Here is a 15,519-nt window from a genome sequence, read left to right as displayed (position 1 = left end):
GGCGCCTTAGATCATTTCTTCGCCGCCCTTCCCACCGAGAACGATTTCTCCGGCTTCGGCCATACGGCGGGCAATGGTGAGGATTTCTTTCTGCGCGGTTTCCACGTCGCTGACACGCACCGGCCCCTTGGCCTCGAGGTCGTCGCGCAGCAGCTCGGAAGCACGTTTGGACATGTTCTTGAAGATCTTCTCCTTGACGCCTTCGTCGGACCCCTTGAGGGCCAATACCAGCACGTCGGAGGACACTTCGCGCAGCAACGCCTGGATGCCACGGTCGTCGACATCGGAGAGGTTGTTGAACACGAACATCAGGTCTTCGATCTGGCCGGACAGGGTGTCGTCGATCTCGCGGATCGAGTCCATCAACTGGCCTTCGACCGAGCTGTCGAGGAAGTTCATGATGTCGGCCGCGCGCTTGATACCACCCAGGGTGGTGCGCGAGGCGTTCGAGTTGCCGGAGAACTGCTTTTCCAGAATCGTGTTCAATTCTTTCAAGGCCGCCGGCTGTACGGTGTTCAGCGATGACACGCGCAGGATGATGTCCAGGCGCACCTTATGGTCGAAGTGGCCGAGCACTTCACCGGCCTGGTCGGGGTCGAGGTACGCCACCACGATCGCCTGGATTTGCGGGTGCTCGTAGCGGATCACGTCGGCGACGGCGCGCGGCTCCATCCACTTGAGGCTGTCCAGGCCGCTGGTGTTGCCGCCCAACAGGATGCGGTCGATCAGGCCGTTGGCTTTGTCTTCGCCCAGGGCCGAGGTGAGCATCTTGCGGATGTAGCTGTCGGAACCGACGCCCAGGCTGGTCTGGTCGCCGACGATCTCGACGAACTCGCTCATCACCTGTTCGACTTGCTCACGGTGCACATTGCGCATCTGCGCCATGGCCACGCCCACGCGCTGGACCTCTTTGGGGCCCATGTGGCGCAGCACTTGGGCGGCGTCGGTTTCACCCAGCGACAGCAGCAGTACTGCGGCTTTGTCGACCCGGGAGAGTTTGGCAACTGCGGCTCGATCACTCATCTGCGTTAATCCACTCTTTCACGACCTGGGCCACACGGCCCGGGTCTTCTGCCACCAGACTTTTGATTGCGTTCAACTGAGCGTCGTAACCTTCGCTCGGGCTTGGCAACAGAATGCTTTGCGGGCCGCCGAGGCTGACGCGGTCGTTGGCCAGTTCGCCGTCCAGGCCGCCCATGCCACCCAGCTCCACGTCGCCGCCACCAAAGGCCGCCAGTTGTTGTTTCTTGCCGTTGCCGGTGATGTTATTGAGCACCGGACGCAGCACGCCGAACACCAGCACCAGGATGAACAACACACCCAGCACTTGCTTGACGATGTCCCAGAACCACGGCTGCGAGTAGAACGCAGGCTCGGCGATGGTTTCGCCACGCTCGGCGGAGAACGGCATGTTGATCACGCTGACGCTGTCACCCCGGCTGGCATCGAAACCAACGGCGTCCTGCACCAGGCGTGTGAAGCGCGCCAATTCGTCGGCGCTCCACGGAGCGCGGGTGACCACGCCGTCAGCGGGGTTGACCTTGACCTGGTCATCGACCACCACCGACACCGACAGGCGATTGACGCGCCCTTGTTGTTGCTTGGTGTGGCTGATGGAGCGGTCGAGTTCGAAGTTCTTGGTGGACTGGTTCCGCTTGTCCGCCGGGTACGGGGCGAGCATCGGTTGGCCGGTGGCCGGGTCCATGATCTGCTGACCGTTGGCGTCCAACAGTGGCTGCCCAGGCTGGATCGCGCCCGCAGCGGCTGTGGCGCCGCCGGTGGTTTGCGGTGCCGAGGCCGGCGATGGTGGCTGGTTGCTCAGGGCCCCCGGCACACCTTGCGGGCCATTGCTGGCGGTACGTTGTTCGCTGGTGGACTGCTCACTGCGCAGGGCCGGCTGGTCTGGGTTGAACTGCTCGGAGGTCGACTCGACCGCGCTGAAGTCCACGTCGGCGGACACTTCAGCCTTGTAGCGGTCGTTGCCCAGCACCGGCTGCAAGATGTTATGCACACGCTGGGTGAGCATGCTTTCCATACGGCGGCTGTAGTCGAACTGCTTGCCGGCCATGGTCAATGCCGAGTTCTCGGCCTGGTCGGACAGCAGGTTGCCCTTCTGGTCGACCACGGTGATCTGCGACTTGCTCAGCTCGGGAACGCTGGTGGCCACCAGATTGATGATCGCCATGACCTGGCCAGGCTCCAGGGAGCGGCCGGAAAACAGCTCGACCAATACCGAAGCACTTGGCTTGCGTTCATCGCGCACAAACACCGAGCTTTTTGGAATGGCCAGGTGCACGCGGGCACCCTTGACGTTGTTCAAGCTGGAAATGGTGCGCGCCAACTCGCCTTCCAGGCCACGACGGTAGCGGGTGGCTTCCATGAACTGGCTGGTACCCAGGCCCTGGTCCTTGTCGAGGATCTCAAAACCGATGTTGCTGTCGGACGGGGTCACGCCGGCGGCGGCGAGCTTCATGCGCGCGCGGGCCACGTCATCGGCCTTGACCAGCAGCGCGCCGGAGTTGGGCTCCACGGTATAAGCGATGTCGGCGGCGGCCAGGGTTTCCATGATCTGCTTGGAATCCATGCCCGCCAGGCTGCCGTACAGCGGCCGGTAATCGGGTTGCTGCGACCACAACACCACGGCAAAACCAATCGCCACGCTGGCAGCCAGGCCGACCAACAGGCCCACCTGACGCAACATGGTCATTTCCGAGAGGTTTTCCAGGAACGACAGGCCAAACAGCGGCGGTTTGCCGTCTGCCTTGGCGGGGACGTTGTCGGAGACTGCTTCTGCCATGATTTAAATCTCGCCCTTAAACCGGCATCTGCATGATGTCTTGATAGGCCTGAACCAGCTTGTTGCGCACTTGGGTCAGGGCCTGGAAGGAGACGCTGGCCTTTTGCGAGGCAACCATCACATCGGTAAGGTCCACGCCACTTTTGCCGATCTCGAACGCATTGGCCAACTGGCTGGAGGCTTGCTGGGTATCACTGACTTTGTTGATCGCCTGGCCGAGCATGTCGGCAAAGCTGCTTTGGCCCAATTCCGGCGCTGGCGCGACGGATTTCGGTTGAGCCATGGCATCCATCTGCATGGAGCGCATATCCAACATCAACCGATTGAACTCAATACCCTGGCTCATGACCTTTCTCTCTCCGACAACCCGTATTTTTTTGACGCTACGCCGTACTTACCTGGGGAGGTAGCAACAAGGGTGCCAGATTCCTATCAGCTCGTAAGAAAAGGCGACAAAGCTTGTCCAAATTGTTACCGGCTATAGGCATGGGTATCTACACGACTGCAGGCTGTTGCTCTGGCTTTTGATCTTGATCTAAGGCGCCCCGTCAAACACGCTGGGCGAACGCAGGTTCGGGCACACCGAGCCTAAGCGAGGGGCCGAGTGTTGGGGCAAGAGCCCTTTTGGTTACTTTTGGGGCTCTTTTCCAAAAGTGACCCGCTGTAAAAGCGGAACCAATAGCCGCCGTTACCGCAGAAACGGATATGTACTCGGTCAGATCCAAAAAATAGTCGCCTGACACGCCGCCATCGGGGGCAAGCCCCCTCCCACATTTTTAGTCGCGGGGCATCAGTTAGATAGTCGTCTGCGCCCGAACCGCCACAGGTTCAAACCCACGCCAACGTTGTGTAGAGACCAATGGCTATAGGGCGAAGTCAGGTGGCAAACAGATACGCCTCCACATCCATCCCGGCATCACGCATTTGCGCCAGCTTGTAGCGCAGGGTGCGCGGGCTGATACCCAGGCGTTCAGCCGCCTCTTTGCGGCGGCCGCGCTCGGCGCGCAGGGTGTCGATGATCATCTGGAACTCGCGACGGCGCAGGTCGTCGCCCAGGGCACCGACAGACTCCGCCTCGGCAACCACCGGCGCGGCGGCCAACGTGGGCAGCGGCGCGGCGCCGCTGCCCATGGCCAGGCAAAAATCCTGGGGCTGGATCAGGCCGCCCTGCTGCAGGATCAACGCACGCTGGATGGCGTTGTCCAGTTCACGCACGTTGCCGGGCCATGGGTAACCGACCAGGCACGCCTGGGCCTCGGCCGACAGCCGTGCCTGGGCGTGCTTCATTTTTTTGACGTGGTTATTCAGCAGGCGCTCGGCCAGCGGGAGGATGTCCGCCGGACGCTCGCGCAGCGGGCGCCAGGCCAGCGGAAATACCGAAAGCCGGTAGAACAGGTCTTCACGGAAACGCCCCGCCGCCACTTCGCCGGCGAGGTCGCGGTTGGTCGTAGCGATCACCCGGATATCCAATTGGATCGGCTTGCGCGCGCCCACCCGCTCCACTTCGCGCTCCTGCAACACCCGCAGCAGCTTGGCTTGCAGGCCCAGGGGCATTTCCGAGATTTCATCGAGCAGCAGGGTGCCGCCGTCGGCCTGTTCGAACTTGCCCGCCTGGGACGCGATGGCACCGGTGAACGAGCCCTTTTCGTGACCGAACAACGTGGCTTCGAGCATGTTGTCGGGGATCGCCGCGCAGTTGATGGCGATAAACGGTTGCGTGGCGCGGGTCGATTGCTGGTGGATATACCGCGCCAGCACCTCTTTACCGGTACCCGACTCGCCGGAAATCAGCACCGTGGAATCACTGCGTGCGACACGGGCCGCCAGGTCGAGCAATTGCGCGCTGGCCGGCTCGAACGCAATCGGGCCTTCGCCTTCGCCGGCCGCGACCACGCCCAGGGCATGCCGCGCCACCAGTTCGATCAGCGCCTTGGGCTCGAACGGCTTGACTAAATAATCCGCCGCGCCTTGGCGCATGGCGTCCACCGCCCGCTCCACGGCACCGTGGGCGGTCATCAGCAACACCGGCAGTTGCGGCTGGCGCGCGCGCAGCAGGCCCAGCAACTGATGGCCGTCCATGCCGGGCATATTCACGTCGCTGACCACCAGGCTGAAGGCCTCTTGTTCCACCGCTTCCAAGGCGTCCTCGGCGGAACCGACCGCACGGTAGTCATGGCCCGCCAGCAGCAGCGTGTCAGCCAATGCTTCACGCAGGGCGCGATCGTCTTCGACCAATAGAACCTTGATAGCCATTTCCTTTTACTCCGCGCTTGCCGCGCATGAAAACAGCGGCAAGGTCATCAATGCACAAGTGCCACGCCCGACACGGGAACGCAGTTGCAATTCTCCCTGATGGGCACGCGCCACGGCCTTGACCACGGTCAGGCCCAGCCCGGTGCCGTTGGTCTTGGTGGTAAAAAAGGGTTCGCCGAGGCGTCGCAACACGGTCGGCTCAATGCCGCTGCCGTTGTCGCTGATGCACAGGCGCAGGGTTTGCTCGCGGTGGTACAGGTGCACCTTGAGCCGCACGCCGGGGCCGCTGGCCTGGATGGCGTTTTCGATCAGGTTGAGCAGCGAGCCCACCAGGGTGTCGCGGTTGCACAGCAACTCACCAAGGTGGCTGTCGCATTGCCAGCGCACGTGGGCATCCTGGATATGCGTGGAGGCCGCCGCTTGCAGGGCCTGCATCAACTGGCCGGGGGTGACGCGGTCGGTCAGCGGCAATTCGCCACGGGCGAACACCAGCATATCGCGCACCTGATGCTCCAACTCGTGCAGGCGCTCTTTGAGGCGCCCGGCAAAACGTTGGTGGGTGGCGGCGGGCAACTGCTCGTCGGTCAAATGGCTGGCATAGATCAACGCCGCCGACAATGGCGTGCGGATCTGATGGGCCAACGAAGCAACCATGCGTCCCAACGACGACAAACGCTCGTGGCGCGCCAGTTGGTCTTGCAGGTGACGGGTTTCAGTCAGGTCATTGAGCAGCACCAACTGACCGGGCTCGGCATCCAGAGAACGCGTGGCGATAGACAGGCGGCGCCCGTCCTTGAGGGAAATTTCGTGGCCGTCGTCTTCACGCGGCGCAAAGCAGCGGGTGATGACATGACGCCACAGCTCGCCTTCCAGCGGCAGGCCGAGCAGGTCGCAGGCTGCCGGGTTGGCTTCGCGCACGCGGCCCTGGTCGTCGATGACGATGACGCCACCGGGCAACAAATCCAGCAGGTTTTGCAAACGGTTGGCCAGGCGCTCTTTCTCGGCCAGCTCTTCCATGCGCTGGGCGCTGACCACCGCCAGTTCGCCCTTGAGCTCGGATACTCGGGCTTCCAGCAGGCTGTAGGAATCGCTCAGTTGGCTCGACATCTGGCTGAACTGCGAGAACGCGTGCTCAAGACCCTGCCGGGCCAGCGGTTCTACAGGCGGAACCAGCCCCTGGATGGCAGGGGCCGAAGGAAGTTGGGCGGCGTGGGGCATCATGCTCTCTCGCTTGGCTGACCGTCAGTTAAACGGAACGTTGCGAGGGCTGTAGCAATACCCGTGCCTAAAAAAAACCAGCTATAAATCAGTCAGTTGAAAAACAGGCGTCAATCATCCGCCTGTTCATCACCTTCGCGACGGCTCATACCGTACTTGCGCATCTTCTCCACCAGGGTGGTTCGGCGGATGCGCAAGCGCTCGGCGGCACGGGCGACGATGCCGTTGGCGTCGTCCAGGGCCTGTTGGATCAAGCCTTGTTCCAGGTTGCCGAGGTAGTCTTTGAGGTCCAGGCCTTCCGGCGGCAGCATGGCGGTGGACGCGAAGTCCGGCGCATGGCCATTGATGGCCACTCGCTCTTCCATGTCGCTGCGCAGGCTGTCGACCATTTGCTCGTCTTCGTCGTCGACATAGCGGAATTTCTTCGGCAACTCGACCACGCCGATCACACCGTAGGGGTGCATGATCGCCATGCGCTCCACCAGGTTGGCCAGTTCACGGACGTTGCCCGGCCAGCCATGACGGCACAGGGACATGATCGCGGCGGAATTGAAGCGAATCGAGCCGCGTTTTTCGTGTTCCATGCGCGAGATCAATTCGTTCATCAGCAGCGGGATGTCTTCCACGCGCTCACGCAGCGGGGCCATCTCGATAGGGAAGACGTTGAGGCGGTAGTAAAGGTCTTCGCGGAAGCTGCCGACCTCGATCATGCTTTCGAGGTTCTTGTGGGTCGCGGCAATGATGCGCACGTCGACGCTCTGGGTCTTGTTGCTGCCCACGCGTTCGAACGTACGTTCCTGCAACACGCGCAGCAGCTTGACCTGCATCGGCAGCGGCATGTCGCCGATTTCGTCAAGGAACAGGGTGCCGCCGTTGGCCAGCTCGAAACGCCCGGCACGGCTGGTGATCGCCCCGGTAAAGGCGCCCTTCTCGTGGCCGAACAACTCACTTTCAAGCAACTCTGCCGGGATCGCCCCGCAGTTGACCGGCACAAACGGCCCGTCGCGACGCTTGGAATGGTAGTGCAGGTTGCGCGCGACCACTTCCTTGCCGGTGCCCGACTCGCCGAGGATCAGCACGCTGGCGTCGGTATCGGCCACTTGCTGCATCATCTGGCGCACGTGCTGGATGGCACGGCTGGTGCCGACCAGGCTGCGGAACAGGTTGGGTTCGCGGTGGCGACCGCGCTCGCGGGCCTGGTCGTACATCTCGCGATAGACCTGGGCACGGTGCAGGGAATCGAGCAATTTGCTGTAGCTGGGTGGCATTTCCAGGGTGGAAAGCACACGGCGGCGCTGGTCTTCCGGCAGCTCGACAGAAGAAATATCGCCGATCAGCAACACCGGAAGGAACTCATCCCAGGTAGACAGTGTCTTTAACAAGCCCAAAACAGCGCCAGGAGCATTTACCGTCCCGATCAGTACACAAATGACTTCACGGCTCGATGACAATGAGCTCGCAGCCTGCTGCCAATCATGGCTACCGCAGGGCAAATTTTCTTCGCCAAGAAAATTTAAAATCACCGCCAAGTCGCGGCGACGGACGCTATCGTCATCAATCAGCAGAATTTTGGTTTCACGCCACATGCAATAGCAACTTCCCTAGTAAAACTTCCTGCCCGGTGTAAGGGCAATCGAGACGGCTGTAGGACTTCGTACTCTATAGACGTCTGAACTCTGAAAACAGCACTAGTTAAGTCAAAAAAGCTGGCACGGTCAAATTTATGACGCGCCGGTTGGATTAACTGCGTCTGCTCAGCCGAAAAGATGGTAGACCTTTGACGCATTCTTCGCTTGGTTGATCTGCGACATCTCTTCAAAAATCGCCTGGCGCTCGCCCGTCGTCACCTCGAGCAACTGCTGGTAAACCGCCAACAGGCTCTCTAGCTTCTCGCGCAATGCAGCTTCGTCCACCGGTGGCTCACTGAGCACCTCATCAATCGCTGCGCGGCATCCCAGGTCCAACTCGCCAACGGCCTCCCAGTTGCGCTCAGCCAGCGCGCCGATCAGGGCTTCGCGGGTTTCGTCGATGCGTTGCAGTGCTTGGCTCATGATGCGTACCTCAAGGCGATCCGCCTTATTGTGGAGCGATGGCATCCCAGCCGGTCTTGACTGTGATCAGCAGACGGGCGACTTCGTCGATCATGTCGGCATCATTGACCTGATTAGCCTCTACCAAACGATTGCCCATGTAGTTATACAGCGCATCCAGACGCTGTATGGCTGCCGGATCTTCAGCTTTCTCCGGCTCCAGCCCATCGCGCAGGCCGGAAATAATTTCAATTGCCTTGCCCAGCATCAGCCCTTTTTGTGCAATATCACCGCGACTCAACGCCCCCTTGGCCTGCGCCATACGATCCAGACCGCCTTCCATCAGCATCTGCACCAGGCGATGCGGGCTGGCCTCGGAGACCTGAGCATGGGAATTGACCTTCTGGTACTGGCGAAGGGCTCTCATCGGGTTCATGTTGCTACCTCGTTACTGGCGACAATCGAATAGGTTTGCTTAACCAGTTTTTCGACCGTGGCGGCTAAAACTTTAATCCAGAACCACGCGCCAGGGCCCTGAAGCAGGGCCTGCCGGCGCACCGCCCATCAGCTCGACTTCGGATTATTCAGTGAGTTGAGGGTGGTCATGATGCTGGAGCTGCTGGAGTTGATCTGCGCGATCATGGTGTCCATGGCGGTGTACTTGGCCGTCAGGGATTTTTGCAAAGCATCCATACGCCGTGTCAGGTCGTCCGTCTCTTTGGTCAAGTCGGTCAACTTGTTATTCAGATCAGTGGCACGGGTCGCCAGGGTGCCCGTGGTGCCCACGTAGCTGCTGGTCGCCTTGTTCATGCGCGTGATCAAGCCAGTGTCGCCTGTGAACAGCTTGGCAATATCGCCAGCGCCCTTGACCACCGCCTTGTTCCACGCCGTATCGTCCAGGCTCAGCAGGCCGGTTTTCTGGTCAGTGGTGATCCCCATCTGCGCCAGGCTGGTCATGGTGCCCGCGCCGGAGCCGCTCACCAGTTCGGAACGCAGGCTGTTCACCAATTGACGCATCGAGGCATCGCCGGTCAACGCGCCTGCGGTGGTGGTCGAGGCGTCGCCGGTCGCGGTGACTTTGGTCTGGGTGTTGACGGCCGTCATCAGCGCGTTGTACGCGGTAACGAAGGACTGTACCGAGGTTTTCAGCGTGTCGGTGTTACTGGACACGGTGATAGTCGTCGGCTTGGCGATGTCGAATGTGTCCAACAGATCCAGGGTCACGCCACTGATGGCATTCGTGATCTTGTTGCTGGTGGATGACATGGCAACGCCATCAATGGAGTATTTGGCGTTAGTCGGCGCCGCACCCTTGTCATAACCGACAGCCAGTTGCGAGTCGCCTGTCAGGGTGATGTCGGTGCCTTCACCCATATTGGTCGAGGTCAACACGAGGCGCGCGCCGTTGGAGTCACTCAGCACGTTGGCGCTGATGCCCTGGGACGAGAACTGGGCATTGATGGACTCGCGCACCTGCTGCAAGGTCGCGCCGCCCGGAATCACCACGTCGTAGCTCTTGCCCGACTGGTTGATGGTCAGCGTCTGGTCTTCGTCCGTGCTGTTGGCCTTGCCCGATGCGCCGTCCGCATTGACGGCTGTAGTGACTTTCGAGGCCGTGGCTAGGCTGGCAATTTCCAATCGGTATTTGCCGCTGGACGCACCGTCAGTCAGGGTGACCTTAGCGTTTTTCTCTTCCGAAGAAGTCGCCGCCAGACCGTTGAAGGCCGAGGCATTGTTCAACTTGGTGATCGCCGCCTGGTAGGCTTCCAGCGCCGTCTTGACCGAACCAACCGCAGACAGCTGCACGGTGGCCTTTTTCTGCTCGCTGGTGATCTGAGCTTGCTTGGGTGCCTGTTCAGCCCCCACCAATGCCTTGACGATAGCCTGGGTGTCATAGCCCGAACCTGGGCCGGAAATCGTTGAACTAGCCATTTGCCATTCTCCTTGTTCTGCAGCGGCCGTTTTTTTGGCGCGAGCGCGCCCTGACCGCAATCAGAAACATGTTTCGTGCCAACTCAAGCCTTGCTGTCAAACAACAGGCTGCTGGCATCGCTCAGGTTCTGCGCCAACTTCAGCGCAGTTTCCGATGGAATCTGTCGAATTACTTCACCACTGTCAGTGGCGATCACCTTGACGACCACTTTGCCGGTGGAGTCATCGATGGAAAAATCCAGGTTGCGCTGTGAAGCCTGCACAAACTCACGTATATCGGTTACCGCTTTTTCCAGCGCAACGCGCTGTGGCTCTTCGCCTTGGACTGGCTCAATGCTGGCTGCAGGCTTGGCCTGAGCGACCACGGGTGTGGCGCTGGGCTGGACTGTGCCAGAGAGGTAAGGCGTGTTCAGCTTGATGCTCATGTCCATGTCACCACCTCCAAACTGAAAAAACGGAAGGGCACGTTGTTAAACGCACCCTCCCGTTATTTAACCGCTACCGCCTATTACTGAAGCAGCTTCAGAACAGAGGATGGCAGTTGGTTGGCCTGGGACAGGATCGCAGTGGAAGCCTGTTGCAGGGTTTGTTGCTTGGTCAGTTCAGCAGCTTCAGAAGCAAAGTCAGCGTCTTCTACGCGGCCTTTGGCAGCGGAGGAGTTCTGCGAAATGCTCTGCAGGTTGGCCACGGTGCTGGCGAAGCGGTTTTGTACGGCACCCAGCTGCGAACGCTGGCTGTCGATCTGCTGCATGGCGTCGTCCAGAGCCTGGATAGCCTGCTGCGAAGAAGCGGCAGTCAGGATGTTCAGGTCGGAAACGGTGGTTTCCATGGTCACAGCAGCCTTGGTGCCGGCAGCAGCGACAGTGGTCAGACCCAGTGCAGCCAGGCCAGTACCTGCGCTGCCGTCTTTAACGGTAATGTCTTTGTCAGCGAACAAGTTCAGAGTGCCGTCAGCGTTTTTGCTGGCTTGAACACCGGTGCTGGCGCTGTTGATCGAAGAAACGATCGCGTCAGCGGTATCGCCTTTCTTGAACTTGACTTCAACACCGTTGAGGCTGATCGAGGTATCTGCGGTCAACTTGGCCTGAGTAGTACCGGCGGACAGACCCAACTGCGACAGAGAACCGCTGGTGTTGTTGGCCAGCTTGATGTCAGCGCCCTGACCAGAGGTCACCTGGAAACGACCGTTGGTGAACGATGCAGTACCACCAGTACCGGCAGCGGTTGTCAGGCTTGTTACGACGCTGGCGATGGTAGCGTTCGCAGCCCAAGTCACGTTGTTGCCATTTACAGAAACCGAACCGGCAGCAGCCAGAGTGGTCGGGGTAGCGGCAGCGGTAGTACCAGCTGTCATGCCCAGAGCGGTAGGACCGGTAGCTGGGGTGGCACCAATGGTGATTGCACTGCTGGAAGACAGAGAGACAATGCCTGCAGCGGTTGTGCTTGCGGTAACGCCAGTGGTTGCTGTTTGTGCGTTGATAGCGGCGACAGCAGCGGTACCAGCAGCTGCACCAGCAGCAACTGCACCAGTGGCCAGAGTGATTGAAGTACCGTTAATGGTAATTGCATCACCAGCAGCAAGTGCAGTCGCAGCGGCGGAACCTGTAACAGTTGCCTTATCGCCAACAACCGAACCAGTAGCGGTAGCAGCTAGGCCAGTCATTGCAGCGCCGTTTACGGCAGCTTCTTTGTAGTTGCCTTTCAGAGCGGTAGAGCTGATATCGGTCATACCGAACGAGATAGTCTCGTTGGCGTTGGCGCCGATCTGGAATGCTACGTTGTTGAACGAGCCGTCCAGCAGGTTACGACCACCGAAGGTGGTGGTGCTGGCGATACGGTTCAGCTCGCCCACTTTAGCGGTGAATTCTTGCTGCAGGGAAACACGGTCAGCGTCGCTTTTATCACCGTTCGCCGCTTGCAGGGCGAGTTCACGCAGACGCTGCAGGGTGTTGGTGGATTCTTGCATCGCGCCTTCAGCGGTCTGGGCAATCGACACGCCGTTGTTGGCGTTGGAGATTGCAACGTTCAGGCCTTTGACCTGGTTGTTCAGACGGTTGGCGATCTGCATGCCGGCAGCGTCGTCTTTGGCGCTGTTGATTTTCAGGCCGGAGGACAGACGGTTCATCGACTGGCTCAGAGCGTCGGAAGCTTTGTTCAGGTTCTTCTGGACACCCAGGGAAGTGATGTTGGTGTTTACTGATAATGCCATGACGAAATCCTCGTTGATTGGATGCTGCGGCTTCCGGCCCTGGCAACCGCCGGGTGTGGCCTAGAGAACCTACGTAATAGTTATCGTCGTGGTAGCCGGTTGCTTGAGGGTTTTTTTGATTTTTTTTACTGGCGCGGTGCCACCCCTTGTAATTCAAGGGTTTAGACCCCCGCAAACACCCACTTTTACGGGTTTTTTTGGCGCCAAATAAAAAACGCCGATGATCTTTTGATCATCGGCGTTTGCTTTTGCGGTGAACGCGGTCTACGACAGCCTCACGGACGATAAAGAATCGCCGACCCCCACGACAACCCCACGCCAAAACCACTGACTGCCACGCGTTTCCAGGTGGCATCCATCACGTGCTTTTCCAGCAGCAACGGAATGCTCGACGACACGGTGTTACCGGTCTCGACCATGTCCTTGATGAACTTGTCCACCGGTGCATCTTCGAAACGGCGCGCCACGGCGTCGACAATCGCCGCGCTGCCCTGGTGAATACAGAACGCATCGATCTCATCGGCCTTGAGGTCCGACTCATTGAGCAGCTCGTGCAAATGCGCCGGCACCTTGAGCAAGGCGAAGTTGAACACCTGGCGGCCGTTCATGAAGAACACGCCGTCGCTGACCTTCAAGTGCGGCGCGCCGGAACCGTCGGTGCCAAACTTGGCCTTGCCGAGCTGCCAGGAGGCGTCTTCTCCCATCCAGGTGGCGGTGGCGGCATCGCCAAACAGCATGGTGGTGTTGCGGTCTTCCGGGTCGACGATCTTGGAGTACGGGTCGGCGGTGACCAGCAGGCCGTTTTTCAGGCCGGCGGCTTCCATGAAGCCCTTCATCGCGTAGATGCCGTAGACATAACCGGAGCAGCCCAGGGAAATATCAAACGCGGCAACGTGGGTCGGCAGGCCCAGTTTGTCCTGGACGATGGCCGCTGTGTGGGGCAAGCCCTCTTCATCACCGTTCTGGGTGACGACGATCAGCGCGTCAATCGATTCGCGCTTCAAATCCGGGTTGTTGGCAAACAAAGCGTTGACCGCCTCGACACACAGATCGGAGGTTTCCTGCGCAGCTGCCTTGCGCGGCAGGAACGCGGAACCGATCTTGCCGATGATGAATTCTTCATCCTTGGCGAATTTGGCACCCTGGGCGTAGTTATCGATCCCGTCTACCGGCACGTAACTGGCGATGCTTTTTATGCCAATCATTGTGGCTTCCCAATACTAAATAGCTGGAGAACACCCCTCGGGCTACGCCTGGAGTGCTGACAATAAAGGGGATAACCCCGTAACAATCTCACTGAAAGCCGCCCCGCAAGGACCCTGTGACGACTTATCCTTTTCACACGATACAGTGAAGATGCGCTTTATGACTCACAGGTCACCTAATTGTGTGTGGTTTATGCAAAACCTTCAAACAATTAAGCCGCGAAAACGACAATGGCCCAGCCTGTTTCCAGGCTGGGCCATTGCATGACAGAGCGCCGATCACATCTTGTTGAACAGGCTCAACTGCGAGATTTTCACGAACGCCAGCTGCGACGCCTGCAGCATGGTTTGTTGCAGGCTGAGGTTGATGGCGGCTTCGGCGAAGTCGACATTGCCCAACGAATTCATGGTGGTGGTGTTGGCCAGGCTGAGGCTGGTGTTTTCCTGCACCTGAATATCCAGGGTATTGAGGCGCGCACCGATGCCCCCGCGGATCTGGTCGACCTGACTGTAGGCATTGGTCAGGTTACCGATGGACCTGGCCACCACATCCTTGAGTTCCTTTTGCGCTGCCGGGTTGCCATCCGACGGTGTCTCCAGGGTTTTACGCAGACGCCCCAGGGTATCGAGCACATTTTCATTCTTGTTGCTGGTGGCACCGACCAGGAACTGGTCACCGTCTTGCGGGTCGGCACTCACGCCCAGCGTGACGCCCGCCACTGTGATTGAGGTGGCACCGGCGGCGAGTGTATCGCTGGCAATGGCTTTGCTGTCGGCAGTGTATGGCTGGGCATAGACACTGTAAGCCCCCGCCGCGCCAAACTTGACCACCATGCCGGAGTTGGGAAAGGTACTCGAATAGGCCGCCGGATCGGTCACTGCGCCGCCCGTCAACTGCGCCGTGCTCGGGTTGCTCGGCGTACGGGATACGCTGAACGAGTCTGGCTTGATCGAGAGGCTGAACTCACGTCCCGCGACCACGGCGTCCGACGGCGCGCCCGGCAATACGCCTTTGCCCAGGTTCAAGCCGATATCGAACTTGACCCCACGCAGGTTGATGGTGGAAGCCCCCTCCTTGGTGGAATCGAAGGTGCCATTGCCCGGGATCTCGGCGGTGATGTCCTGGCCGGCGGCGTCCTGGACGGTGTACTGCGTACTGCTGACAAACGTCAGCTTATACGGTTGGCCGTCGGCAAATTTAACGCTGGTGGTGCCTGAAGCGATCAGGCCCGCCGACACGGTGACTTTACCGTCATCCACATCCACAAGCGGGTTCGGCAGCACGCGCGTGGCTTGCGTACGCCCGGTGTTGGCGGCCGTCTCAAGCATGCTCTTGGCGGTATCACCCATCGAAATCGACAAGTTCTCTGCCACTTTCAGGGTCAGCGGAGTGTCGTCGCCCTTATACGTGTAGGTGCCGTCGTTGTTGCGCGAATACGGCGGGGTATCGGTCTTGCTTCCGGAAAACAGGTAATTGCCGCTGGCGTCCTTGGTGTTGAGCAGGCCCATGATCTGGTCTTCAAGGGAACCGACCTCAGCTGCAATCGACTTGCGGTCGGCGTCACTGATACCCACGTTACCCGCCTTCAGGGCCAACTCACTGGCCTTCTGCACAGCGATATTGATGTTTTCCAGCACGCTGTCTTCGGTACTCAATGAATTTTTCAGCGTGTCGATATTGCCATTGAACTGCGCCAGCATATCTTTCTGCTGTTGCAGCATCAGCAACCGCGCCGCCGCCACCGGATCATCCGCCGCCGTTTGCACGCGCACGCCGCTGCTGGCCTGATCCTGGGCCTTCACCACGCTGGAATAATTCTGCTGGTAGTTGGCGGAGCTGGTTTCGAAATATTGCTGTGTAGAAATACGCATCTT

Annotated in this window: 13 protein-coding genes; all 13 read right to left on the bottom strand. The window is 59.7% G+C overall.

Going from position 1 to position 15,519, the window contains the following annotated elements; translation table 11 throughout:
- Positions 1-6 precede the first annotated feature (6 nt).
- The 13 genes from fliG to AB4N98_RS20565 all read right to left on the bottom strand — a co-directional run bounded on the left by fliG (position 7) and on the right by AB4N98_RS20565 (position 15,516).
- Positions 7-1,023, bottom strand: a complete 1,017-nt coding sequence (gene fliG, locus AB4N98_RS20625; protein ID WP_017527617.1) for a flagellar motor switch protein FliG — start codon at positions 1,021-1,023, stop codon at positions 7-9.
- Entirely contained in the window at positions 1,016-2,797 is a 1,782-nt protein-coding gene (gene fliF, locus AB4N98_RS20620) for a flagellar basal-body MS-ring/collar protein FliF (protein WP_017527616.1), read from the bottom strand. Before fliF ends, fliG begins: the two co-directional genes overlap by 8 nt.
- 16 nt (positions 2,798-2,813) lie before the next feature.
- Positions 2,814-3,143, bottom strand: a complete 330-nt coding sequence (gene fliE, locus AB4N98_RS20615; protein ID WP_015885194.1) for a flagellar hook-basal body complex protein FliE — start codon at positions 3,141-3,143, stop codon at positions 2,814-2,816.
- 530 nt (positions 3,144-3,673) lie between these two features.
- A complete protein-coding gene (locus tag AB4N98_RS20610) occupies positions 3,674-5,050 on the bottom strand; it encodes a sigma-54-dependent transcriptional regulator (RefSeq protein WP_065878072.1) in 1,377 nt (458 codons plus the stop codon).
- A gap of 6 nt (positions 5,051-5,056) precedes the next feature.
- Entirely contained in the window at positions 5,057-6,268 is a 1,212-nt protein-coding gene (locus AB4N98_RS20605; protein ID WP_068938087.1) for a sensor histidine kinase, read from the bottom strand.
- Positions 6,269-6,378: 110 nt separating this feature from the next.
- Positions 6,379-7,854, bottom strand: coding sequence for a sigma-54 dependent transcriptional regulator (locus AB4N98_RS20600; protein ID WP_017527613.1), 1,476 nt, complete (start codon positions 7,852-7,854; stop codon positions 6,379-6,381).
- A gap of 168 nt (positions 7,855-8,022) precedes the next feature.
- Positions 8,023-8,319, bottom strand: a complete 297-nt coding sequence (fliT, locus tag AB4N98_RS20595) for a flagellar protein FliT (protein WP_017527612.1) — start codon at positions 8,317-8,319, stop codon at positions 8,023-8,025.
- A gap of 25 nt (positions 8,320-8,344) precedes the next feature.
- Entirely contained in the window at positions 8,345-8,734 is a 390-nt protein-coding gene (gene fliS, locus AB4N98_RS20590) for a flagellar export chaperone FliS (RefSeq protein ID WP_017527611.1), read from the bottom strand.
- A 128-nt stretch (positions 8,735-8,862) separates the two neighbouring features.
- Complete coding sequence (gene fliD, locus AB4N98_RS20585; protein WP_017527610.1) at positions 8,863-10,230, bottom strand: flagellar filament capping protein FliD; 1,368 nt, start codon at positions 10,228-10,230, stop codon at positions 8,863-8,865.
- A gap of 83 nt (positions 10,231-10,313) precedes the next feature.
- Positions 10,314-10,661, bottom strand: a complete 348-nt coding sequence (locus AB4N98_RS20580; RefSeq protein WP_017527609.1) for a flagellar protein FlaG — start codon at positions 10,659-10,661, stop codon at positions 10,314-10,316.
- A gap of 77 nt (positions 10,662-10,738) precedes the next feature.
- Entirely contained in the window at positions 10,739-12,439 is a 1,701-nt protein-coding gene (locus AB4N98_RS20575) for a flagellin N-terminal helical domain-containing protein (protein WP_135196173.1), read from the bottom strand.
- Positions 12,440-12,714: 275 nt separating this feature from the next.
- Entirely contained in the window at positions 12,715-13,644 is a 930-nt protein-coding gene (locus AB4N98_RS20570; RefSeq protein WP_116079412.1) for a ketoacyl-ACP synthase III, read from the bottom strand.
- Between the two features lie 279 nt (positions 13,645-13,923).
- Positions 13,924-15,516: a flagellar hook-associated protein 3 gene (locus AB4N98_RS20565; RefSeq protein WP_017527606.1), complete on the bottom strand. Its 1,593-nt coding sequence runs from the start codon at positions 15,514-15,516 to the stop codon at positions 13,924-13,926.
- Between the last annotated feature and the right edge of the window lie 3 nt (positions 15,517-15,519).

The sequence above is a fragment of the Pseudomonas sp. S3_E10 genome (genome assembly GCF_054667615.1).
The sequence above is the reverse complement of the archived record's forward strand: the minus strand, read 5'-3'. Positions and strand labels throughout refer to the sequence as shown.

Bases quoted from the DNA above. Each gene is read 5' to 3' on its own strand.
- fliS (WP_017527611.1), bottom strand. From the start codon at position 8,734: ATGAACCCGATGAGAGCCCTTCGCCAGTACCAGAAGGTCAATTCCCAT.
- AB4N98_RS20580 (WP_017527609.1), bottom strand. From the start codon at position 10,661: ATGGACATGAGCATCAAGCTGAACACGCCTTACCTCTCTGGCACAGTC.
- AB4N98_RS20600 (WP_017527613.1), bottom strand. From the start codon at position 7,854: ATGTGGCGTGAAACCAAAATTCTGCTGATTGATGACGATAGCGTCCGT.
- fliG (WP_017527617.1), bottom strand. From the start codon at position 1,023: ATGAGTGATCGAGCCGCAGTTGCCAAACTCTCCCGGGTCGACAAAGCC.
- AB4N98_RS20565 (WP_017527606.1), bottom strand. From the start codon at position 15,516: ATGCGTATTTCTACACAGCAATATTTCGAAACCAGCTCCGCCAACTAC.
- fliT (WP_017527612.1), bottom strand. From the start codon at position 8,319: ATGAGCCAAGCACTGCAACGCATCGACGAAACCCGCGAAGCCCTGATC.
- AB4N98_RS20570 (WP_116079412.1), bottom strand. From the start codon at position 13,644: ATGATTGGCATAAAAAGCATCGCCAGTTACGTGCCGGTAGACGGGATC.
- fliF (WP_017527616.1), bottom strand. From the start codon at position 2,797: ATGGCAGAAGCAGTCTCCGACAACGTCCCCGCCAAGGCAGACGGCAAA.
- fliD (WP_017527610.1), bottom strand. From the start codon at position 10,230: ATGGCTAGTTCAACGATTTCCGGCCCAGGTTCGGGCTATGACACCCAG.
- fliE (WP_015885194.1), bottom strand. From the start codon at position 3,143: ATGAGCCAGGGTATTGAGTTCAATCGGTTGATGTTGGATATGCGCTCC.
- AB4N98_RS20575 (WP_135196173.1), bottom strand. From the start codon at position 12,439: ATGGCATTATCAGTAAACACCAACATCACTTCCCTGGGTGTCCAGAAG.
- AB4N98_RS20605 (WP_068938087.1), bottom strand. From the start codon at position 6,268: ATGCCCCACGCCGCCCAACTTCCTTCGGCCCCTGCCATCCAGGGGCTG.
- AB4N98_RS20610 (WP_065878072.1), bottom strand. From the start codon at position 5,050: ATGGCTATCAAGGTTCTATTGGTCGAAGACGATCGCGCCCTGCGTGAA.